Here is a 21,412-nt window from a genome sequence, read left to right as displayed (position 1 = left end):
GGTCAGAATATAAAAACTCGGGGTAGTAAAACCTAAAGGTGCGAATAAATTTAGTCAAAATAAACGGCTTCAAAAACTGCCAATGGCGCTCTTCTTCCCACGTTTAAACTCAATACATCATCCACAATAGTATAGTTATCTGCAAGTTCAAAGACTTCTAAGAATTCAGATTCATTGACATCTACATCTGGACAAGCTTTTAAAGTGGTCATCATCCCTTTAAAACGAATACGGTTTCCTTCTTCCAAAGTATATTCACCGTTAACGGTATTACAACCCGCAAACCCGTTCACACGGTTATCTTGAGACTGTAAAGTAAAATAGATTTCACGCTCTTGGTTATCGGCCATTTGGACATCCTGACCTTGCAAAGTTTTCAACTTCCAGTATTTACCAACAATAGATTCATCTTCCATAACTCCTTTTTTAAATGTTGCCAATGGCGCTCTCTTAGCTTTATTTAATGCTAGTTTACCGTCGGTTATAGTAAAATTATCAGCATGTTCAAAAACGCTTAGAATTTGGGACTCGTCAATTTTTGCATCTGGACAAGCCATCTTGGTTACTCCCATCTGTGAAAAAGAAATTCGATTACCTTCTTCTAATTTATAGGTGCCCATAAAACTATTACATCCTGAGAAACCGTTAACGCGGTTGTCCTCAGAGTTTAATGTGAAATAAATCACCTGGCCGTTCTCTTCACGATCGGACATGTCCTGACCTTCTAAAGTAGTGATAATCCATTTTGTGTTTTCAATGGACTGCACATCGGCAGTGTTTTCTGGAGTGGTCATTTCAGCATCATTGCCTGAAACTTCTGGATTTGCATTTGACTTTTTCCCCGTATTACAGCTCATGATGGTAATTGCTAAAAGGGCTAATGTGAGTGTTTTAATTTTCATATTCATGGTTATGTTTTTTATTGATTCAATTTCATATTTGTCTCTTAAGATTACATATGGTTATATAGAAGCCATCTCAACGTTCCAAGAACCATACCTTCCTGTAAATATCCATAGAGAATTAAGAGTTATTTAACTCCATCAAGAAATACCGTGTCTCAAATAAGGATGACTTCAACAGCATTGGACGATATTTACAATACTACAAGACCTCTATAGTACAAATTTAAGTTTAGTTCATAACACTACGAACTAAATAGAGGTAAACTATTGTTAAAGTTTATTTTTTGAGAGTTTGTGCCTTAGATTGCCTTCTTATCGTGTTTCAGAAATCTGGTGAGTTTTAATTTCTTCAATGGTCGTTTCAACGAGCGCTTTCATTTTTTCCAAATAGGCTGTCGTAATATCACCCAAGGACTTCTCATTGGTGAATTTCTCAGGATAATATTCCCTATTATAAGAATTGATTTTCTTAACCAAAACCATTTCATTCTCCAAAGTTTCGAAATGCGCTTCTAAGGTTGTTAGCTGAAAATATTTTGCAACCCGAAAGTAGCGTTTTCTATCTCCTGACTTTGTATAGTATTCAATGTATTTTAATTGGGTAAGCACCTTCAAGTTTACCGACGTCGAACTTTTACTCGAACCAATAATCTCACGAATCTCCTCAAAGGTCAATCCGTTATAAGAAGACAAGGTCAATAACGCATAAATTCGTGCTGCCAGAGGCGCAATTTGCAACCTCGTTTCCAATCGAAGACCAATGTCTTCTATTAATTTTAGTTTTTCTTTCAAAAGAGCCATAACTAACTAACTTTTCTATAAAAATACACTTAGTTCATAACATATCGAACTAAATTATATTAAAGTTTTGTTATTCTTTCCTGGCATTGGGTTATCAACAATGTTAGAACATAGGCACATAGCCTTCCATTTGATAACTTGGAAGGGCTATGAGAGACGATGTTGTAATTTCTACAAAAGGATTGAGGTCTTTAATTGCGTCTATTTTATGTTTCCCCAACGCTTGTCCGCAAACTAAAATTTTGACCTTATGCTGCTTCAATTTACTCAGCAAATCGAGGTTTGGGTTATTTCTTTGTTCCCGCTCTTGATGTTCCTTGTTTGTCAATACAACAGGCGTCGCAGTTCCGCTGATGACGGCCACAATCTTTAAATTTTTATGCGGTACTTGATAATTGCCCATAAGATTAATCAGTCGTGCTATTTTCCAAAGACCTTCGTTAACGTTCTCACGCTCCTTCCCATCTTTAATGTGAAATATTATTTTGTATTCTTTGGATGGATCTGGCGTATTCTCTGCCTGATCATAATGGATGATTTTTCCGTAACCTTGGATAATTGGCGTTTTCCAATCTTGTGCCTTCAACGGAGTTTGGAAATTAAATACTGCAATAATGACAATGAATTTCAGTGTAATTTTCATAACTTTTTATAATGTTTTCTTTCTAAAAAAAAGGTGCGCTAACAATATCAATACAGATAGAATTATACCCAACCAACTCACGCCTTCCCAACGGAACTGTTGCCATGCCACAGCGCCCAAAACTGTGCCCAGTGCTCCCCCTATAAAAAACCCGACCATATATACGGTATTGACTCGATTACGAGCCTCTGGATGTTTTGAAAAAATAATGTTTTGATTGGTAATATGCAAGGCCTGTAACGCTAAGTCCACCAAAATAATACCTAAAATCAGTCCGATGATGGATTGGCCAGACATCATGAAAATCAACCAAGAAAGAATAAGTAGGAGCGCCGAATAGAAGATAATTTTATTTTTGCTGACTTTATCGCTCAGTTTTCCTACTACGGTGGCACCAAGTGCACCGGCTATTCCAAATATTCCGAAAGCTCCGGCAACAGTGCTGCCATAGCCAAAGGAATCTTCCATAAGAAAAACCAGTGTCGTCCAAAACGCACTCAAACCAGCAAAGCCCAATGCGCCCCGCAAAGCTGCCAACCGTAAAGACGGTTCTGTTTTAAGATAAGACCAAAGCGAACGCATTAAATCACCATAGCTTCCTTGATAATTGGGTTTCAAATTAGGAAGCTTCCATTTTAAAATAATAAACAAAATTACCATCAATACTGTTGCCGCAAAATACATCACGCGCCAGCCAAATGCATCGCCAATAAAACCACTGATGATCCTACTGCCCAAAATTCCAATCAACAATCCGCTCATAACAATTCCAATAGCACGGCCTCTCTCATTTTCGTCAGATAACTGGGCTGCCATGGGAACAAACAACTGTGGAATTGCAGATGTAAAACCAATAAAAAAACTGCTGACAATCAATGCAATCAAGGTTTGTGACATTCCAGCCGCTATAAGGGCAGCAATCATAAGCACAAAATCGAACTGAAGGATCTTATGATTGGAAAGTTTATCTCCCAATGGAATTATAAACAGTAATCCAAAGGCGTATCCCAATTGAGTAGATAATGCCACATTACTAACGGCAGCCTCAGTGACGTTAAACGAATCAGAAATAAGATTTAATAAAGGCTGATTATAATACAAATTTGCGACCACCAGACCTGCAGATAAGCTCATGAGGTACAAGACCGAATTTGAAAGTTTAGATGCCATTACGTCTGCAGGTAAAATTTATGGGTGATTCTCATATTCAAGTTAAGCCTGTTTAAAATTAAGATGGATTGAGCTGACATTTACATTTAGATATATAAAGCACCTCCATAATTAGACAAAGATAAATTTCAGATGGGACAAATGGGTCCATATCAGAAAAGTTTTTAAAGGCTATCGTATTTCAATTAGGCCTCCTCTTAGGTTGAGGGTCCTTCAAGACGCACTACCACTTTTTCAACAAACATGTCATGTTGTTTTTCCTCGATATCTTTTATCAACTTTTCGCTGATTTTAAATTCATGCTTCAAATACCAAAATACCGCAAAATTTTTGTAATGCTTAGTGGTAAAATGTTTTAGCAATCGAACTAATTGGCAAGATAAGACCTGATCAAACCATTTATCTTATATGATCCACCTATGTCGCGTTATAAATCTTCAGTAATTTACATCTCTCAGCTAAGTCTTTTCTGTTAATTCAGTTTTATAATTCGTCGAAAATAGAATCGCTTTTAGTTCAAATTTAAAATATTGAATTAAATAATATAAAAATTCATTTAAACTATTTCGTTTTAGTATGCATTCCGATTTTGTAATAGTATATTTGCATTTTAAATCCATTTAAGAGATGAAAGTTCGCGAAAAATTTATTTTAATTTCGGTTATAGTCGTAGTAGCAATCGTTGGAATCGCTCTATTTTGGAGTCCTATTCTATGGGCTTTTGTAATTGTTATTCCACTCATATTGTTGGGTGTCTTTGATATATTTCAAAAGAGTCATACCATCCGACGAAACTTCCCTTTAATTGGTCGTGCCAGATATATGCTTGAATCCATTCGCCCGGAAATCATGCAATATTTTGTGGAGACAGATACTGAAGGAAGGCCTTTAAATCGTATTCTACGATCATTGATTTACCGACGGGCTAAAGGTCAAACAGATACTGAGCCTTTCGGGACACAAATGGACATCTACCATTCAGGTTACGAATGGCTGGAACATTCCATGTACGCAAAGCAAAATCCAAAGGAAATTGGAGAGTTTCCGAGGTTACTGATTGGTGGTAAAGATTGTAAACAACCGTATTCTTCAAGCTTGTTGAACATATCTGCCATGAGTTTTGGGTCTTTGAGCAACAATGCAATCTTAGCATTGAACAAAGGTGCTAAAATGGGTCATTTTGCCCATAATACGGGTGAAGGTGGAATTAGTGATCATCATATTAAGTATGGTGGCGACCTTATCTGGCAAATTGGAACTGGGTATTTTGGATGTAGAAATGATGACGGTACGTTTAATGACGTCACCTTTAGGGAAAATGCTCTAAGACCTCAGGTAAAATTGATTGAAATAAAACTATCGCAAGGTGCAAAACCTGGCCATGGCGGGATATTACCAGCTGCTAAAAATACCGAAGAAATAGCCCGTATAAGACACGTAAAACCTGGCGTTGCAGTTCATTCTCCACCGTCGCATACTGCATTTGCCGATCCTATCCAGTTTATGCACTTTATAAAACGCCTTAGAGATTTAAGTGACGGAAAACCTATTGGATTTAAATTATGTTTAGGAAGGAAACAAGAATTCATGGATTTCTGTGAAGCGATGATTTACACGGGTATTACTCCTGACTTTATCACTATTGATGGTGGTGAAGGCGGTACAGGTGCTGCTCCGGTAGAATTTTCAAACTCCATGGGAATGCCACTTCGTGAAGGTCTCATTTTTGTTCATGATACCTTGGTTGGTTTTGGGTTAAGAAAAGAGATTAAAGTTATTGTTGCCGGCAAAATCATTACCGGATTCCACATGGCAAGAGCCATTGCGCTTGGTGCTGACGGTTGTAATAGTGCAAGAGCCATGATGTTGGCCGTAGGGTGTATCCAAGCATTGCAATGTAACTTGAACACCTGTCCGACTGGGGTTGCTACACAAAACCCTTCTTTGGTAAAAGGATTGGTTGTAGAAGATAAATGGCCTAGAGCCAAAAGATACCATGAAGCTACCATACATAGCTTTTTGGAACTTGTTGCGGCAGCAGGCTTGAATGATCCTAGTGAATTGACCCGTAACCACATTAGCAAAAGGGTGGGTCTTTATGATGTAAAAACTTACGACGAAATTTATCCATACATGGAGCCTAATTCACTTTTGGACATTAACACCATTCCTGAGAGTTATAAGAAATTTTTCCATCTGACGCGTATCATGAAATAAGTCAGGGAAATTTGAGTCAATAAATTCAGACCATAAAAAAAAGGCCTCATTCGATGGCCTTTTTTTTTATGGTTCAACTTAAGATTAGGTCTGAGGTTTCAAAAGTTTGTACCTATTCTTGGAGTCCTTGAGAAATTATCAATCTGTCCTTAAGGCTGATGACGTGACAGCCCGCTCTCTTAAGACGAATACAGAAAATATTTAGCGACTTATTCCTTGCGTGTCTTACCTGTAATCTCCTCAACCTTAATGATAAAAATCATTGGGATATTTTCATTAATTGCCTTACTTGAAAATTCACTAATAAAACTCAACTCTTTCAATTCCTTTTCAGCGATCAAAGTTTTGATTCCTAAAGAAAACACATGCAGATAAGATTTGGCATCACTGCCAAAGAGTTGTTCAAATTTGCCGTGCACCATTACTGATTTCCAATTAGTAAGACCATCAACATCGACAATATTGAAAGCTACTTCATTGTTTTTTCTCATCGCATTCATTTTATGGCCTTCAGCCGAATAGCATATTATGACATTCGTTTCGGCATCATAAAAATAGGTAATGGGAACAACAAATGGTCTGTTTTGATAAATGTAGGACAAATGTCCTAAGTAATCGTTTTTAAGAACCTTCAAACAGGCTTTTTCGTCTAGATTAGTGTACATGATGTTAGTTGTTTTATTTTACCAAGATACGGCAATGTAGAGTTACCAACAATGATATCGGTCAGTTTATTTGGTTTGAACCAAAAAGAGTGAAAGAATCCCTCAGGCTTACAACACCCTGATTAGGCCTGCTTTATTAAGCGTTTCCTGCAAAGTATCATAAGGCTATTAAATCAAGAATTTCGGGGTATTAAAAACCCATTGCCGGAAAATAAAAAGGTTCCCAAACAAGACGTTTGGGAACCTTTCCATAAATCAATAAGTGGTATTCTACCAGTTATCAATTTCCTTCTTTAAATCTTCTTTAGATTTGCCGTAGCGCTCTTGCACTTTTCCAGCTATCTTATCAAAGTTACCTTCGGCTTCGGTATATTCATCATCGGTGATTTTTCCGTATTTCTTTTTAAATTCACCTTTAATTTGTTTCCATTTACCTTCAAATTGATCTGAGTTCATAATGTTTAAGTTTTAAGTTAATAATTGTTCTACATAAAATTACATCTATTACTATCCATTGCGTATCTCAAAAGACGCAATCATTAATGCGTTTGCTAATTTGGGATTAATTTAACAGTATTAATTGCTGTTTCCCTGTGGGATGAATGGTGCAAAAGCTTATAAATAAAATGAGGATTATTAATGTTTATATAAATATCTTTGAGGTCTAATTTTCAAATATGAAACACATCTTACTTGTTAGCATTTTTATATACGGCGCTATGGTATTAGGCCAAAACAATACTATTGCAGTGGGAGAAAAGCTAACCTTTACGGCCGCATATAATATGTCTGGCTTAATGACCGAAATTGCACAAGTGACTATGGAAACGGGTCAGGTCAAAACGTCAAATGCTACCCTATTACACCTCAAATGTACTGCAGCTACATATACTAAATGGGATGGCTTTTTTAAAATCCGTGATCTTTATGAAAGTTATGTCAGTCCTACAAGCCTGACACCTTACTTATACAAACGCGATATTAACGAAGGCAACTACTACAAGTTTATGCAATATACGTTCAGCCATAAGACTAATTCCGTTAAAAGCTTAATGCGCAAAAAGAATAGTAAGGGCGAGACTATTGATAAAACAACTTCGGTCAAAATCAACGCCGGCACCAAAGATATTGTAACCACCATTTATCATATTCGTAATTTGGACATCCATAAAGCTACGCCTGGCGAGGTCCAAAATTTTAAGGTTATTTTTGATAACGAAGAGATGGTAATCAGTGTAAAGTACGTAAGCAAGGAAACCATTAATACGGCCATTGGCAAAAAAGAGTGTTACAAATTGGCGTTATCCCTGAAGAATAAAGATATACTTAAAGGCGGAACAAATGATAACTTATTGTATCTCACGGCAGATGCCAATAAGATCCCTGTATATGCGAAATTTAAAATCCCAGTGGGCAACGGCGAACTTAAGATCAAATCAGCAACCGGCTTAAAAAATTAAACTATGAGGTCTCTATTTATTGTTTTAGGAATTATTACCGCAGTTTTAGCATTGATTTTAGCGGTGACACCGTTATCACAAATTGCTTATATCCCAGCGGTAGCGGCACTGATATTTGGCTTTGTTGCGTTTTATATATCTAAACGAACGCAAATGCCGAGAAAAACAGTGCAATTGATTTTCATATTGACAATTATCTCATTGGTTCTAACCATATATAAATCTATTTTTAATACTGCTGAAGTAGGAAATATGGAAGAACTGGAGTTAAAGAAAGAAGCTTCCATGGAAGATTCAAAAGAAATCTTGGAAGGTTTGGAAATTGATGAAATGGATCTTGACAGTTCGGAGTCAGATGCCTTAGAAATTGAAGAACTCCCCGATTTAGAAGACTTGGAAGAACAATAACATTACTTGAATACACCTATTGACATACAGCACTTAAATGCGCGAATGCTTCTCTATTCGTTTTTATTTTGTTTTATTTGATGGCTAATTAATCCTAGATAAATGAAGGCACTTCTCATTGCTTCAGCACTCACACTCGTTGGTTCTTGTGCAAACATTAGATATACTCAAAAAATTGACAATCTAAAAGAAAGTATTGTTTTCGAGGACCCTGAAACCATTCAAAAATACAGTAATTTAATCACGTCTGAAGAGTTAAGAACCCTGGTTTATACCTTGTCATCAAAAGACTTTGAAGGTAGGGAGACTGGCAAAATAGGGCACCATAGAGCCTCAAATTATCTTAAGGACTTTTATGTGGACCATGAAATTCCGTCGCCATTAGGTTATGACAATTACTATCAGCGGATTCCGAGATCGTATTTCTCAAAGGATAGTCCAAGCACTCAAAACGTTGTTGCTTATATAGAGGGTTCAGAACTTCCTGAAGAGGTTATTGTAATTTCTGCCCATCTAGACCATCTTGGCGCCTCCAACGATCAGATATATTTTGGTGCCGATGACAATGCCTCAGGGACTGCAGCTGTGATGGAAATGGCCAAAGCGTTTGCCCAAGCCAAAAAGGATGGCCATGGTCCAAGAAGAAGTATTCTTTTTCTACATTTTACGGCTGAAGAATCGGGACTTTTAGGTTCCAATTATTATGTCAAACACCCCATTTATGCTTTGGACAATACCGTGGCAAATTTAAATATTGACATGATAGGACGCGTGGATAAAATTCACGAAAGAAAGCAAATAGAAAATTATGTTTATATTATTGGTGCAGACCGATTGAGCACTGAGCTACATTATATATCTGAAGCGGCAAACAATCAGTTTACAAATTTAACACTTGACTATAAGTATAATGCTGAAGACGATTCAAACCGGTATTACTACCGTTCTGATCATTACAATTTTGCTTATAGAAACATTCCGGTCATTTTTTATTTTAATGGTGAGCATAAAGATTACCACCAACCTACAGATACACCCGACAAAATTAATTATCCACTATTACAAAAACGAACGCAGCTTATTTTCGCAACTGCTTGGTATCTTGCCAATAGTGAGGAGCGTCTTAAAATGGGTAAAATTTAAGCTAAAGTGGAGCAACAGCTCTTTTCTTGTTAAAGTTTGTTAAATGAATTGCGGATTAAAACTTAAATTCTCCTCTTTTTCGTATTATCGCATTTCACTTACATTTAATTTATATTTTAATGAAAAAGTCTCTAATTATTGCAAGTATTGCATTAAGTCTTTTTGCTTGCGGATCAAGCCAGCAACAGGCTACACCACCTGAAACCATTGTTTCAGTTGACCCAACGGTCTATGGCAACACCATTACCTCTGGAGAATTGAAAGAATTGTTGTACACTTTCGCATCCGATGAATTTGAAGGCCGTGATACAGGGTCTAAGGGTCAGAAAATGGCTGTCGAGTTCTTAAAGGATCAATACATTTCAATGGGAGTTCCGTCGCCATTCTCAGGTGACAATTACTTTCAAGATGTACCTTTGATCAATCAAAAATCACCAGAAACCGACATCACGATCAACGGTATCAACTTTGAGAATTATACAGATTTTGTCACTGCCGGATCTGCTTCTTCACAAACCATAACGGCATCTGACATTGTTTATGCGGGCTACGGTATTGATTCTGAAAACTATTCAAGTTATACCGGTTTAGACGTTAAGGATAAAATTGTATTGATCAAGTCTGGAGAGCCAAAAAATGACGACGGTACTTATGTGACTACCGGAACCAAGGAAGACACAAAATGGTCGGTTGGAAGACAAGCACTTTCATCTAAAAGAGAAGTGGCCAAAACCAAAGGCGCCAAAGTTCTATTGGTTATGGATGAGCCTTATTTAAAAATGGTTTCTAACTTTATGCAAGCTGCGGCTAAATCTGGTCGTAATAGTCGTATTGCACTTAAGGACAAACAAGATGCCATGATTCAAATTTTAATCAGTGAGAAGTTAGGAAAGGCACTTTTAGCGGATATTGAAACAAATAAAACCTCAAAAGACATTGCCACAAATTTAGAAATTAAGGTGACCAGCCATTCTGAAGATGTGCATTCCGAGAATGTATTGGCATTCATCAAAGGTTCTGAAAAACCTGATGAAGTTTTAGTACTTTCTGCGCATTTAGATCATGAAGGCATAAAGGATGGTGAAATATACAATGGCGCAGATGATGATGGCTCCGGAACCGTAGCTCTGTTGGAAATTGCAGAAGCCTTTAAATTGGCACAGGCTGCCGGCCATGGTCCAAAACGATCCATCTTATTTTTACACGTTACAGGTGAAGAAAAAGGGCTTTTAGGCTCCAGTTATTATACTGACGTGAACCCTGTATTTCCATTGGAAAACACCATTGCCAATCTGAATATTGATATGATTGGAAGAATAGATCCAAAACGTGAAGGCGATAGAAATTATGTGTATTTAATTGGTTCTGATAAACTGAGTACCGATCTTCATAATATTTCGGAAGAAGCCAATAGTAAATACACCAATATTACTTTGGATTATACCTTTAATGACGATAACGATCCTAACCGATTTTATTTCAGATCAGACCATTATAATTTTGCAAAAAATAATGTTCCGGTAATATTTTATTTTAATGGAACGCATGACGATTATCACAGACCGACTGATACCCCTGATAAAATTGAATATGATTTATTGGAAAACAGGACAAAATTAGTGTTTTATACGGCTTGGAAATTGGCCAACCGTGAAAACCGAATTATTGTTGACAAAGCGAGTCAGTAACCATTTAAATTCCGATTAAAATTTTAAAGGACGAAACCGAACGGTTTCGTCCTTTTTTATTCTTAAAGGTTGATTCTAATCTGAAAAACCACTTAAAATTTACATTTCATCTAAAAAAACTTCCCTAAAACGTTCAAATGATGTGATTTGAAAAATATGATGTAGCTTTAAATTAATTAGAAACATTTGATGATTTAATTTTAACCTATTCTGTCGCCTTGAGAAATTTCTTATACAATATTGTTCCAAATTTAGAACCATTTGATTATTCGCTGCATTACGACCATCAGTTTATCAATCAGGAATGGATTTTGATCAACGGCATTGAAGACGCCAAGGCTGTGTATATTTTTAAACCCAATAATGAATTGGTCATTTCTGAAAACGATGAAATTACCAAGACAAGATGGAGTTATATCAATTCGAATTTCCTGTCCATTACCACTGAAGATGGCATCGTACTGATTAAGGCGTATTATAAGGATAAGGATGTATTGGTTTTAAATCAAAAAGCCTCAGAGGATTATTCGTTTTTCATTAACGCCACCAATTATAACACTGCGATAAACAATAAAGACGACGTCAAAAAGTACCTGAAAGAAAAATACATGAAAAAGGCATCGGAACTCATATCTGAGCACGAGTTCTACTATATTCAACGCTCTAAGGAATATGGGCCGTGCACTATGAAGGAGCTCTTGAAAAAGGTAAAAGACAAAGCCGTAAATGCCTATTGCCTAATTAGAGACGTGAATGAAGCCGATTACAATAAAAAACTTCGCATTATTGATTTACTTCAAGAAGTATAGATTAGTTTAAGCGTCAATACCAATCCTTAGAGAAATTAAAGCTCAGGGTTATAAATTAAAAACGTCGGAATGTTAAAGTCCAATGGTAGGTATAAAAAAGAGAAGGTGAATGCATGTACATTCACCTTCTCTTTTAATTATTTTGAGCTTTATGATTAAAGCTTAGATATGCAAAGCTCTGTCATCGGTAGCAGCCAAAGCCGCTTCCTTAAACGCTTCGGTATACGTTGGATGCGCATGGGAGATTCGGGAAATATCTTCTGCCGACGCTCTAAACTCCATGCCTACAACAGCTTCTGCAATCATATCTGCAGCACGGGCACCAATCATATGAACTCCAAGAATTTCATCGGTTTCTTTATCCGCAAGAACCTTCACAAAACCGTCCAAGTCCATACTTGCTCTACTCCTACCTAAAGCACGCATCGGAAACTGCCCTGATTTATAAGCTACTCCAGCCTCTTTAAGTTCATCTTCAGTTTTTCCTACAGCCGCCACTTCTGGCCAAGTATACACGACGCCGGGAATTAAATTATAATTGATATGCGGTTTTTGACCTGCAAGGCTTTCTGCAACAAAAACGCCTTCTTCTTCAGCTTTATGAGCCAACATAGCCCCTTTTACCACATCACCAATAGCATATATATTTTTGACACTGGTTTGCAAATGTTCATTCACTTCAACTTGACCTCTATCCGTCAGTTTTACACCTATAGCCTCAGCATTGAGTCCGTCTGTATAAGGACGTCTACCTACAGAAACTAGGCAATAATCACCTTTAAACTCAACTTCCTCACCTTTTTTATTATCGGCTTTAACAATAACCTCATCACCCTTTCGCTCAACAGACTTAACCTGATGCGACACGTTGACACTAAATTTGGCCTTCTTAAACACCTTATTCAATTCTCGTGATAAACCTGCATCCATAGTAGGGATCAAACGGTCCATATATTCAATGACCGTCACTTCTGCACCCAATCTTCTATAGACCTGTCCAAGCTCCAATCCGATAGCACCACCACCTATAACAATTAAATGTTTAGGGATTTCCTTGAGTTTCAACGCTTCAGTTGAAGTGACAATGCGCTCTTTGTCCAATTCAATAAAAGGTAAATTGGATGGTTTACTGCCGGTGGCAATTATGGTATGTTTTGCTTCTATCTCTTCGGTTTTCTCACCTTTGATAGTGATATGTGTGGCATCTTTAAAAGAGCCCAAGCCTTGATATACATCAATTTTGTTCTTCTTCATCAAAAAATCGATACCCCCAGTGGTCTGATCTACAACAGCCTGTTTACGAGAGATCATCTGCTTTAGGTTCACTTTAATATCTCCTGGGACCTCAATCCCATGTTCTTCAAAATGCTTCACGGCATCTTCGTAATGATGAGAAGAATCTAACAAGGCTTTACTAGGAATACAGCCAACATTGAGACACGTGCCGCCAAGCGTTGCATATTTTTCAATAATTGCAGTTTTCATGCCTAATTGTGCACAACGGATTGCTGCTACGTATCCTCCAGGACCAGAGCCAATAATGGCTACATCATATGAATTCATAAAATTGTTTTTTGATGTTTGTTAAAATTGAATACAAAAATACGATTTTGATTGACCTTTTCCGAATTACAACCTGTGATTTTAATATTCTTAAATTATAAATTTACTACGCCAATCCTTAGTCGGGAAATCCAAGCATCTGCCCCATGCCTACCGTAAATAACCAACATCCATATATGGCATGTTCAATAGAAACCAACAGCGTAGATTTTGTTTTATCATAAGTTAGGGCGAAAAGAATACCGCCCAAAAAAGTCATTAACATCACCAAGGGATTCCTATAGAAAATATGGGCCAATGAAAACACAATGGCATTGACGAAAATAAAAAGTGACTTGCTCTTAAATAGCGACGCATAGCGTTGAAAATACAAAGTGCGGTAAATCAACTCTTGCGGATATACTGAAAACATCGCATAAGCGAATAAAATTACCACCCAAAGCTGAGGCTTTTGATAAAGTACATGAAACAACTCAGATTTTGCGGTTAACCACATATATCCAATGGTCAAAAACGCAATGATCAGAAGCTTAATGCTAACGTGTTTCCAAAAGAGTCGCCATTGCAGATTTGGTGCAATTCTGAATTTATTGCCTTCTACTTTCAATAAAACATAAATCACATAAAAAAATCCCGAAATTGCAAGAAATGCTTTGATGACAAAAGGATAATCTAAAGCAAAACTCACCGGAAGAATTATAAAAATCAAGAAAAACTCAGTAAGCTTATAGGAGACTGACTGCATTGAAATTAAATAGTTATGGCGGTAGTATGCTTGACTTCATTTATCACAAACATGCTATGGGTACTACCAATATGGTTGATGGACGTTAGTTTATTGACCATGAATTCTCTAAAAGCTTCCATATCTGAAACAATAACCTTTAAGAGATAATCATAATCACCACTAATATGGTGACATTCCATCACTTCTGCAAGATTTGCCACTTCTTTTTCAAACTTAGTAATGTAATCCTGAGTGTGTTGGACAAGTTTTACATGGCAAAACGCCACAAAATTTTTATCGGCCTTTTGCTTTTCAATCAAGGCTACATATTTTGAGATGACGCCTTCCTTTTCCAATTTCCGAATGCGCTCATAAACCGCTGTAACGGATAGATTTAGGATATTGGAGATTTCCTTGTTGGTGCGTTTGCTATTGTCTTGAAGAAGCTTGAGGAGATTCTTGTCAATGGAATCAAAATTCATAATAGAAAAATTTTCAGTTGAACGGTAATAAATGTATAAAATGGTTTATATAAATCTATAAAATTACATATAGTTAGATTACTTATCTAAATATTATTAATTCTATTGATTAATCATCTAAATTAAAGCATCTTTGAAATCATTATAACTTATAAAACAGCAACAAAATGGCATTTAAACCGGCAAACAACATACAGGATTTACAATATTTTGGTGAATTTGGAGGGGTTAACCCTTCTATTTCTGATTCTTCTACCTACACCTTTCTTTCGGCAAAAACCATGTTTGACACGTTTGAAGGAAATGCAGACGGCTGTTATTTATATTCCCGCCACTCTACCCCTTCCAATCTCTACTTAGGCCAAGCTTTAGCCGCAATGGAAGGAACAGCAACTGCTAATGTAACGGCCTCAGGAATGGGTGCCATTACTTCGGTTTTAATGCATTTATGTGGTGCAGGAGACCATGTAGTATCAAGCCGTACTATTTATGGTGGCACTTATGCCTTTCTGAAAAATTTCGCACCTCGTTTTAACATTGCAACCTCATTCGTGGACATTACCAAATTGGATTTGGTTGAAGCAGCCATTACTCCAAAAACAAAGGTATTGTATTGCGAATCGGTAAGCAATCCGCTATTAGAGGTTGCAGACCTTGTAGGATTATCAAAATTGGCAAAAAAACATAATTTAAAACTTGTCGTTGACAATACGTTTTCTCCACTGTCTATTTCACCGGCCCAAATGGGTGCGGATATTGTTATTCATAGCTTAACTAAATTCATTAATGGTTCCAGTGATACCGTGGGAGGAGTTATATGCGGGAGTCAAGAATTTATAGACGATTTACGAAACGTAAATGATGGCGCCTGCATGTTATTGGGAGCCACAATGGACAGTTTAAGGGCGGCATCCATTTTGAAAAATTTACGAACCCTACATATCCGAATGCAACAACACAGTCTGAATGCAATGTATTTGGCTGAAAACTTCGAAAACGATGGTTTAAAAACGGTTTATCCTGGCTTGACATCACATCCATCCCACGAGGTGTTCACCACGATGATGAATAAAAAATACGGATTTGGAGGAATGTTGACCCTTGACGTAGGTTCTTTAGAAAAAGCCAATGCCCTCATGGAATTGATGCAAAAGCGAAATCTCGGTTACCTTGCAGTAAGTCTCGGATTTTATAAGACCTTATTTTCTGCGCCCGGAAGCTCAACATCCTCGGAAATTCCTTTAAACGAACAAAAGGAAATGGGGCTTAGCGATGGATTGATTCGTTTTTCTATTGGATTGGATGCGGATATTGAAAGGACCTATTCTGTGATGAAATCATGCATGAAAGAGTTGAAGATTTTGAAATAAGACGTTACAATTTTGAGATTTAATACCAATGACAAATACAACGAAGTGAAATTTTAAAGTTCTCACTTCGTTTTTTGTTTTTGCAAGTTTTGATGTGGCTTAATAAATCAACCCATGTACGTTCTTCCTAAAACGTATGATTTCCTCTATTCTGCGGCTTCAGTTCTTGTTTCCGTCAAATAATGCTCCTGACGCCCCATGTGGCCTTTGAAAGTTAATATTATATCAATTTTCTAAGGTTTCAACATGTTTGTAAGTTTTGTTTCTTATTTTTATCGCATAAATATACCAATGAGGCACCTACTAATACTTACTGTTTTTTTCTTTATTTCGACACTGATCGTGGCTCAGGAACCAACTGCTGTTAAGGGTGTAGTTTACAGCACTAGCACCAATGATGTCTTGGAGAGTGTAAATATTGTCAATTTAAATCAAGTTGTTGGCACCACGACCAATAATAAAGGTGAATTTGAAATAAAGGCAGTTGCCAATGACACCTTGCACTTCTCTTTTTTAGGTTATAAATCGATTAAAGTAAGAGTGACAAACGATTGGTTAAAATTTGGTGAAACCAGAATTGAAATGACAGAGCTTGCGCTAGCGTTAGAGGAGGTTGTGGTGAATCAGCTGCGCCTAACAGGTTACTTGGAGATTGATATTAAGCAAGTTCCCGTTAAAACCAATTACAGATACAGCATTTCTGGTTTATCTACAACAGGATATGAAGCTGGAAGTAACACCGGTGCTGTGAATAAGGTTTTGGGTGCGATATTTAATCCTGCCGACTTTTTATACAACATGTTTGGAAAGAAGCCGAGAGAGTTACAAAAGCTGAAGCAGATGAAAAAAGACGATGAAATCAGGAATCTGCTGGCGTCACGCTTTGATCGTGAAATGCTTATGGTTTTATTGGAAGTAGATCGGATAGATTTGGATGAAATCGTTAGTCAATGTAACTACTCGAGAGAGTTTATCCAAACGGCAAATGACCTTCAAATTCTCGATGCTATTAATGAATGCTATGAAGAATATAAGATTCTGAGCAGAAGCCAACGCCGCTCTAAGTAGCCTTTTTTTCTTGATGATATCTTGCAACAATCCCATCATAGCTTTTCAAGGTTTTTGAAACCCAGTCCATTCGCTTCTCCATTTGTTCTTGTTCAGATAATTGCCATTCTACCTCAGAATGCCGCAATTTATTGGTGACCTCCTGCAAAATAATGGCAGCCGAAACAGAAATATTCAAGCTCTCAGTAAAACCGACCATGGGTATTTTTAAAAAACAATCTGCTGCTTCTAAAACCTCTTGGGATAAACCTTCTGTTTCTCGTCCAAAAAAGAAACAGGACTTTTTATGGATGTCGAAATCTGCAAGCAGCTGATCATTTTCATGTGGTGTGGTGGCAACAATCTGATAGCCGTTTTCTTTTAAACTCTCGATACAATCGCCAACCGAATGGTATCTTTTAAGATCCACCCATTTTTGAGAGCCCATGGCAATTTCACGATCAATGCGCTTAGTGTTTCGCTCTTCTACAATATGCACCTCCTGAATCCCGAAGACATCACAACTTCTAATCACAGCACTCGTATTGTGCAATTGATATACATCTTCGGTTGCTACTGTAAAATGTTTGGTCCGATTTGCAAGAACTTCTTCAAACCGTGCTTTTCGATGCGGGGTGAGCTGCGATTCTAAATATTCTAAAAGTTGAAGATCAATCATATAAATAGGTTATATTAGGCAAAATACGAAAACAAAGATAACACGCCCATACGTTTGGAGTCAGTATTTTTATAGAATATTCAATTAGTGATATTTTAAATGCCGATTACGGGTTATTTTATAGATTGTATATTGAAGTTAAATCTGAAATTTGATACTTAAAGAATAAAAAAATGAAACATATTGTAGTACTTAGTGGTGCAGGAATGAGTGCCGAAAGCGGAATTAAAACTTTTAGAGATGCTGACGGACTGTGGGAAGGCCATGATGTGATGCAGGTTGCCACACCAGAAGGGTTTAAAGCCAATCCTGAGTTGGTACTTGATTTCTATAATCAGAGAAGAAGACAATTGCTGACCGTAAAGCCTAATGCCGCGCATTTTGACTTGGCAGCGCTCGAAAAAAATTATAACGTGTCTATTATCACGCAGAATGTGGACGATTTACATGAACGCGCCGGGAGTTCCAAAGTGATCCATCTTCATGGCGAACTACTGAAGGCAAGAAACATTAAGGATGAGCTTAGTTATTTTGAGCATGAAGGTGATATTAATTTAGGAGACACCTGTCCAGATGGTCATCAATTAAGACCCCATATTGTATGGTTTGGAGAAATGGTTCCCAATATGGATATCGCCATGGAAACTTGTGCTACTGCAGATATATTAATCATTATTGGTACGTCAATGCAAGTGTATCCCGCAGCGAGCTTAATGCATTATGTACCGGAAGGGACACCTATCTATTTTGTTGATCCGAAACCTGCCATGGAAAGTCGCGGGAATTTAACAGTAATCGCTGAAACGGCCACAAAAGGTGTTAAAGAAGTTATTGAATTGCTAAGGAATAAGAATTAGTAGCAAAATAATACGTTTTATCAAACCCATGCCATTAAAAATTAATCCAGTTTTACTAAAATTGTTCTACAAATTAAAAGCTGGGCATGTGATTTGAAAATGTGATGCTACCTAATCAAGCTGAAATGCCCTTTAAACGTCCGTACTTTGCCAAGTTCATCTATTAAATGGGCCACAAACCAATAATCAGTTGTTGGCAATAGTTGACCATTATAGGTGCCGGCCCAACCTAATTCATTGGGTTGGATTCGTGAGAGCAACAGGCCGTAGCGATCGTATATTTCAATATAGGATTGTTCTGTAAATTGGTTTACAAAGCCCTCAATATTCCACCAATCGTTATAGCCATCATTGTTTGGTGTAAAGTATTTAGGAAACCCCATCACGAACACCTCTATTTCGGCAATGCCACAGCCATTTTTGTCGTTTACATAAAGTGGATAAGCCCCAGCGGAAACGTTTGTAAAAACTGGTGAATCTTGATACGGGCCATAACTACTACCTAACGAAAACTCATAATCGCCAACACCCAAATTGCTGGTATCAATAGTGATGGTATTGGCATTTGACAAATCAGCAATCGCAATGTTTTGAGCCGTTAAATTTGCCATTTCTGAAACCTCAACACTCATTATCACGGGGTTTGATTCGCATGTATGGATTGATTTTGCCACAACTGCATAGGTTCCTGCAGTTGCAACGGTGGCCGTTGGCGCTGTACTGATGATATTGTCTGTTTCGTCCGTCCAAACGTAGCTATAGTTTCCCGTAGGGTTTGCAACGACCAAAACAACCGGATCGCCTTCTAAGCACAAGCCCTCCGATTGAAATATGTCAAATTCCGGTAACGGATTTACTGTTAATTGCAAATATGGACCCACTCCAAAACAATTACCATTGTCTGCGCTTTGAACCCTGACGTATATGGTCTGAGAAAACGCGTTCCTGTTAGTATAATCTGAAGTATTTTGAATTTCATTTTGATTCAATTGCGCATCCGTAAAGCTCTCGTAATAATGGACGCTTAAATTTTGACCTGATGGAAATTGTGCTAAAATCTGTACATCATTGGCTCTCAAATTAAAGGTATAATAACCATCATTCAATCCATAATCATCACAAGCTTCCATTTCCTGTAGAAAATTGGTGGGAAAAGACGTTGTGGACACTTTCAGATCAATAGTTGATACAGAATAGCATCCTTCAGGATTTTCAATACGCGCATAAATAGTGGAAGCCGTCGCATTGTTAAACGGCAACGGGTTTAAAGTTGATGAATTGTCATTAGCATTTTCTTCAGTTAAGTGGTAACTAATGGTTAGCGACTCATTATTTGGATTTAAAAGTTCATCAATTTCACTTAAATTAAAGTCTGTAAATCCGTCAGTAACCCCGTCTCCATCACAATTGAGATACGTAATGCTTATGGGAACCACAGGTAATTCGCCAACCCTTATCACAAACGAAGTATCCATAGAGCAGGTGCCGTGTTGATCATTGAAAATACGAACATAGATTGGTTGACTATCTCTAACGGTATTTTTGAACTCGGAGGGTTTATCAATAAGATTTGTGTAATTAGCCTCTGTGTAAAAGTTGAAATAGAAATCTGCCACTGGACTCCCATTGAGCAAGTCGGGCATATAAGAAATGAGGTCAAACGTAGTAAAGCCATTGGCAGCATCACCATCGGCGTCAGAATCACATGCCATATAAACAGGAATTACCGATGGTAGATTAATATCTTGGAGTATGGTGTTAATCATAATTTTTGTACTACCTGAAATATCAATCTCAGGATCATCAGGCATTCCACCATATTCTACAATATACCCTTTGGGCTGAAAATCGCCACTACTGCTACCCGTGTTGCTTAAATCGTTCCAAGAGCCTCGAACACCCACCGTAGGAGCCGTGATATGGGCATAGTCTTCTCCGCTCAAATTATTTGGCTCCCCCGTATTCCAATTGGCATATTGACCAGGTGGTGATGAACCATTAGGACCTCCATTCCAAAAAACTTCCCCCGCTTCCGGTCCGGTTGCCCATTTCCAAATTCCTTCTTCCTCCTCATCGGTGCCTCCAATCCATCCTGCACCTGAAGCTTGTTCACCCGTGAGCTGTGCTTCTTCGGGAGAACCAATGGTGGCCAAATACCCTTGCAGACCGTAATAAGTCCGATTAGACGCCGCAATAACTGCTTCTTTCCAAGTGATGCCTACTGCGGGAATATACTCATAATAATGCCCCGTTGATGGCAGGTAGTTTGCATTTCCAATTGTAAACGAAAAGTGTCGGTCGCCGGATATTGAAGCTGAGGAACTTTCAAATCTTACATCCAACACAGCAGCTATTAAATCAGGGTAAGGTATTGAGGCATTGCCAACTCCCGAAAGCGTTAACTTACCTTCAGTAGTGTTCCAGGATGAAACTATTTTAGGATTTGAGCCAATCAAAAACAAGCGGTCCTCATTGATGGCATAACCGGTTGATATTTGGATGAATAATTCGGAAATACCAGAATTATGAGGATCAGTAATTTTAAATTCGGTAGCGACCGGAATTTGAGTCAATGGACAGTAATACTGGTCGCCAACAGCATCAATGATAGGCGGTCCTGTTTGAGACCAGCCTTTTTGAAGACATAAAGACAACAACATATAACAGAAAAACAGGTGCTTTTTAAACAATTTGAAACCTCATTTAATTCTTAGGGGTATAAAAATAGTAATTAAGATAGAATCCAAGCTACATTGTTTTGGAAGAATTCAAGTACCA

20 protein-coding genes are annotated in these 21,412 nt (G+C 37.5%); 9 read left to right on the top strand and 11 right to left on the bottom strand.

The window, feature by feature from the left end; translation table 11 throughout:
• Positions 1-50: 50 nt before the first annotated feature.
• The 4 genes from H3Z82_RS01145 to H3Z82_RS01130 form a co-directional block, all read right to left on the bottom strand.
• Complete coding sequence (locus tag H3Z82_RS01145) at positions 51-902, bottom strand: META domain-containing protein (protein WP_182202042.1); 852 nt, start codon at positions 900-902, stop codon at positions 51-53.
• Positions 903-1,217: 315 nt separating this feature from the next.
• Positions 1,218-1,706 carry a GbsR/MarR family transcriptional regulator gene (locus H3Z82_RS01140; protein WP_182202041.1) on the bottom strand — a complete coding sequence of 163 codons (489 nt, stop codon included), beginning with the start codon at positions 1,704-1,706 and terminating at the stop codon, positions 1,218-1,220.
• A gap of 103 nt (positions 1,707-1,809) precedes the next feature.
• A complete protein-coding gene (locus H3Z82_RS01135) occupies positions 1,810-2,349 on the bottom strand; it encodes a DsrE family protein (RefSeq protein ID WP_182202040.1) in 540 nt (179 codons plus the stop codon).
• A gap of 6 nt (positions 2,350-2,355) precedes the next feature.
• Positions 2,356-3,519 carry an MFS transporter gene (locus H3Z82_RS01130; RefSeq protein ID WP_182202039.1) on the bottom strand — a complete coding sequence of 388 codons (1,164 nt, stop codon included), beginning with the start codon at positions 3,517-3,519 and terminating at the stop codon, positions 2,356-2,358.
• A 627-nt stretch (positions 3,520-4,146) separates the two neighbouring features.
• Here H3Z82_RS01130 and H3Z82_RS01125 point away from each other — a divergent pair.
• The gene (locus H3Z82_RS01125; protein WP_182202038.1) at positions 4,147-5,736 is read left to right on the top strand and encodes an FMN-binding glutamate synthase family protein; all 1,590 of its coding nucleotides are present in this window, start codon (positions 4,147-4,149) and stop codon (positions 5,734-5,736) included.
• A 209-nt stretch (positions 5,737-5,945) separates the two neighbouring features.
• Here H3Z82_RS01125 and H3Z82_RS01120 read toward each other — a convergent pair whose 3' ends face one another.
• Together H3Z82_RS01120 and H3Z82_RS01115 are read right to left on the bottom strand one after the other, a co-directional pair.
• Entirely contained in the window at positions 5,946-6,401 is a 456-nt protein-coding gene (locus H3Z82_RS01120; RefSeq protein WP_182202037.1) for a pyridoxamine 5'-phosphate oxidase family protein, read from the bottom strand.
• A gap of 270 nt (positions 6,402-6,671) precedes the next feature.
• Positions 6,672-6,857, bottom strand: coding sequence for a CsbD family protein (locus H3Z82_RS01115; RefSeq protein WP_182202036.1), 186 nt, complete (start codon positions 6,855-6,857; stop codon positions 6,672-6,674).
• Positions 6,858-7,078: 221 nt separating this feature from the next.
• Between H3Z82_RS01115 and H3Z82_RS01110 the strand changes: the two genes are divergently transcribed.
• The 5 genes from H3Z82_RS01110 (at position 7,079) to H3Z82_RS01090 (ending at position 11,909) form a co-directional block, all read left to right on the top strand.
• Positions 7,079-7,861 (top strand): DUF3108 domain-containing protein, encoded by a 783-nt coding sequence (locus tag H3Z82_RS01110; protein ID WP_182202035.1) that lies wholly within the window; start codon positions 7,079-7,081, stop codon positions 7,859-7,861.
• Between the two features lie 3 nt (positions 7,862-7,864).
• A complete protein-coding gene (locus tag H3Z82_RS01105) occupies positions 7,865-8,269 on the top strand; it encodes an FUSC family protein (RefSeq protein WP_182202034.1) in 405 nt (134 codons plus the stop codon).
• Positions 8,270-8,371: 102 nt separating this feature from the next.
• Complete coding sequence (locus tag H3Z82_RS01100) at positions 8,372-9,412, top strand: M28 family metallopeptidase (RefSeq protein WP_182202033.1); 1,041 nt, start codon at positions 8,372-8,374, stop codon at positions 9,410-9,412.
• Positions 9,413-9,531: 119 nt separating this feature from the next.
• Positions 9,532-11,100, top strand: a complete 1,569-nt coding sequence (locus tag H3Z82_RS01095) for a M28 family metallopeptidase (protein WP_182202032.1) — start codon at positions 9,532-9,534, stop codon at positions 11,098-11,100.
• Positions 11,101-11,318: 218 nt separating this feature from the next.
• The gene (locus tag H3Z82_RS01090) at positions 11,319-11,909 is read left to right on the top strand and encodes a hypothetical protein (protein WP_182202031.1); all 591 of its coding nucleotides are present in this window, start codon (positions 11,319-11,321) and stop codon (positions 11,907-11,909) included.
• 162 nt (positions 11,910-12,071) lie between these two features.
• Here the strand turns inward: H3Z82_RS01090 and lpdA are convergent, their stop codons facing one another.
• The 3 genes from lpdA to H3Z82_RS01075 form a co-directional block, all read right to left on the bottom strand.
• Positions 12,072-13,472, bottom strand: coding sequence for a dihydrolipoyl dehydrogenase (gene lpdA, locus H3Z82_RS01085; protein ID WP_182202030.1), 1,401 nt, complete (start codon positions 13,470-13,472; stop codon positions 12,072-12,074).
• A gap of 118 nt (positions 13,473-13,590) precedes the next feature.
• On the bottom strand, positions 13,591-14,217 hold the full coding sequence (locus tag H3Z82_RS01080; RefSeq protein ID WP_182202029.1) for a CPBP family intramembrane glutamic endopeptidase: 627 nt from the start codon (positions 14,215-14,217) through the stop codon (positions 13,591-13,593).
• 5 nt (positions 14,218-14,222) lie between these two features.
• Positions 14,223-14,681 (bottom strand): Lrp/AsnC family transcriptional regulator, encoded by a 459-nt coding sequence (locus H3Z82_RS01075; protein ID WP_182202028.1) that lies wholly within the window; start codon positions 14,679-14,681, stop codon positions 14,223-14,225.
• 167 nt (positions 14,682-14,848) lie between these two features.
• Between H3Z82_RS01075 and H3Z82_RS01070 the strand changes: the two genes are divergently transcribed.
• Positions 14,849-16,051: an aminotransferase class I/II-fold pyridoxal phosphate-dependent enzyme gene (locus tag H3Z82_RS01070; protein ID WP_182202027.1), complete on the top strand. Its 1,203-nt coding sequence runs from the start codon at positions 14,849-14,851 to the stop codon at positions 16,049-16,051.
• Positions 16,052-16,342: 291 nt separating this feature from the next.
• A complete protein-coding gene (locus H3Z82_RS01065; RefSeq protein ID WP_182202026.1) occupies positions 16,343-17,119 on the top strand; it encodes a carboxypeptidase-like regulatory domain-containing protein in 777 nt (258 codons plus the stop codon).
• Here H3Z82_RS01065 and H3Z82_RS01060 read toward each other — a convergent pair.
• A complete protein-coding gene (locus tag H3Z82_RS01060; RefSeq protein ID WP_182202025.1) occupies positions 17,112-17,777 on the bottom strand; it encodes a TrmH family RNA methyltransferase in 666 nt (221 codons plus the stop codon). The genes H3Z82_RS01065 and H3Z82_RS01060 overlap by 8 nt on opposite strands.
• Positions 17,778-17,950: 173 nt before the next feature.
• Here H3Z82_RS01060 and H3Z82_RS01055 point away from each other — a divergent pair, with 173 nt between their 5' ends.
• Positions 17,951-18,634, top strand: coding sequence for an SIR2 family NAD-dependent protein deacylase (locus H3Z82_RS01055; protein ID WP_182202024.1), 684 nt, complete (start codon positions 17,951-17,953; stop codon positions 18,632-18,634).
• A gap of 107 nt (positions 18,635-18,741) precedes the next feature.
• On the opposite strand, the gene H3Z82_RS01050 is transcribed toward H3Z82_RS01055, so the two are convergent.
• On the bottom strand, positions 18,742-21,324 hold the full coding sequence (locus tag H3Z82_RS01050; RefSeq protein ID WP_182202023.1) for a T9SS type B sorting domain-containing protein: 2,583 nt from the start codon (positions 21,322-21,324) through the stop codon (positions 18,742-18,744).
• Between the last annotated feature and the right edge of the window lie 88 nt (positions 21,325-21,412).

The sequence above is a fragment of the Gelidibacter maritimus genome, from assembly GCF_014062315.1.
GTDB classification, from domain to species: Bacteria; Bacteroidota; Bacteroidia; order Flavobacteriales; family Flavobacteriaceae; genus Gelidibacter; species Gelidibacter maritimus.
The sequence above is the reverse complement of the archived record's forward strand: the minus strand, read 5'-3'. Positions and strand labels throughout refer to the sequence as shown.

Excerpts from the sequence above, each read along its gene's own strand:
- H3Z82_RS01080 (WP_182202029.1), bottom strand. The coding sequence starts at position 14,217 with ATGCAGTCAGTCTCCTATAAGCTTACTGAGTTTTTCTTGATTTTTATA.
- H3Z82_RS01065 (WP_182202026.1), top strand. The coding sequence starts at position 16,343 with ATGAGGCACCTACTAATACTTACTGTTTTTTTCTTTATTTCGACACTG.
- H3Z82_RS01105 (WP_182202034.1), top strand. The coding sequence starts at position 7,865 with ATGAGGTCTCTATTTATTGTTTTAGGAATTATTACCGCAGTTTTAGCA.
- H3Z82_RS01110 (WP_182202035.1), top strand. The coding sequence starts at position 7,079 with ATGAAACACATCTTACTTGTTAGCATTTTTATATACGGCGCTATGGTA.
- H3Z82_RS01125 (WP_182202038.1), top strand. The coding sequence starts at position 4,147 with ATGAAAGTTCGCGAAAAATTTATTTTAATTTCGGTTATAGTCGTAGTA.
- H3Z82_RS01100 (WP_182202033.1), top strand. The coding sequence starts at position 8,372 with ATGAAGGCACTTCTCATTGCTTCAGCACTCACACTCGTTGGTTCTTGT.
- H3Z82_RS01075 (WP_182202028.1), bottom strand. The coding sequence starts at position 14,681 with ATGAATTTTGATTCCATTGACAAGAATCTCCTCAAGCTTCTTCAAGAC.
- H3Z82_RS01070 (WP_182202027.1), top strand. The coding sequence starts at position 14,849 with ATGGCATTTAAACCGGCAAACAACATACAGGATTTACAATATTTTGGT.
- H3Z82_RS01060 (WP_182202025.1), bottom strand. The coding sequence starts at position 17,777 with ATGATTGATCTTCAACTTTTAGAATATTTAGAATCGCAGCTCACCCCG.
- H3Z82_RS01130 (WP_182202039.1), bottom strand. The coding sequence starts at position 3,519 with ATGGCATCTAAACTTTCAAATTCGGTCTTGTACCTCATGAGCTTATCT.
- H3Z82_RS01120 (WP_182202037.1), bottom strand. The coding sequence starts at position 6,401 with ATGTACACTAATCTAGACGAAAAAGCCTGTTTGAAGGTTCTTAAAAAC.
- H3Z82_RS01135 (WP_182202040.1), bottom strand. The coding sequence starts at position 2,349 with ATGAAAATTACACTGAAATTCATTGTCATTATTGCAGTATTTAATTTC.
- H3Z82_RS01055 (WP_182202024.1), top strand. The coding sequence starts at position 17,951 with ATGAAACATATTGTAGTACTTAGTGGTGCAGGAATGAGTGCCGAAAGC.
- H3Z82_RS01145 (WP_182202042.1), bottom strand. The coding sequence starts at position 902 with ATGAAAATTAAAACACTCACATTAGCCCTTTTAGCAATTACCATCATG.
- H3Z82_RS01115 (WP_182202036.1), bottom strand. The coding sequence starts at position 6,857 with ATGAACTCAGATCAATTTGAAGGTAAATGGAAACAAATTAAAGGTGAA.
- H3Z82_RS01140 (WP_182202041.1), bottom strand. The coding sequence starts at position 1,706 with ATGGCTCTTTTGAAAGAAAAACTAAAATTAATAGAAGACATTGGTCTT.
- lpdA (WP_182202030.1), bottom strand. The coding sequence starts at position 13,472 with ATGAATTCATATGATGTAGCCATTATTGGCTCTGGTCCTGGAGGATAC.
- H3Z82_RS01095 (WP_182202032.1), top strand. The coding sequence starts at position 9,532 with ATGAAAAAGTCTCTAATTATTGCAAGTATTGCATTAAGTCTTTTTGCT.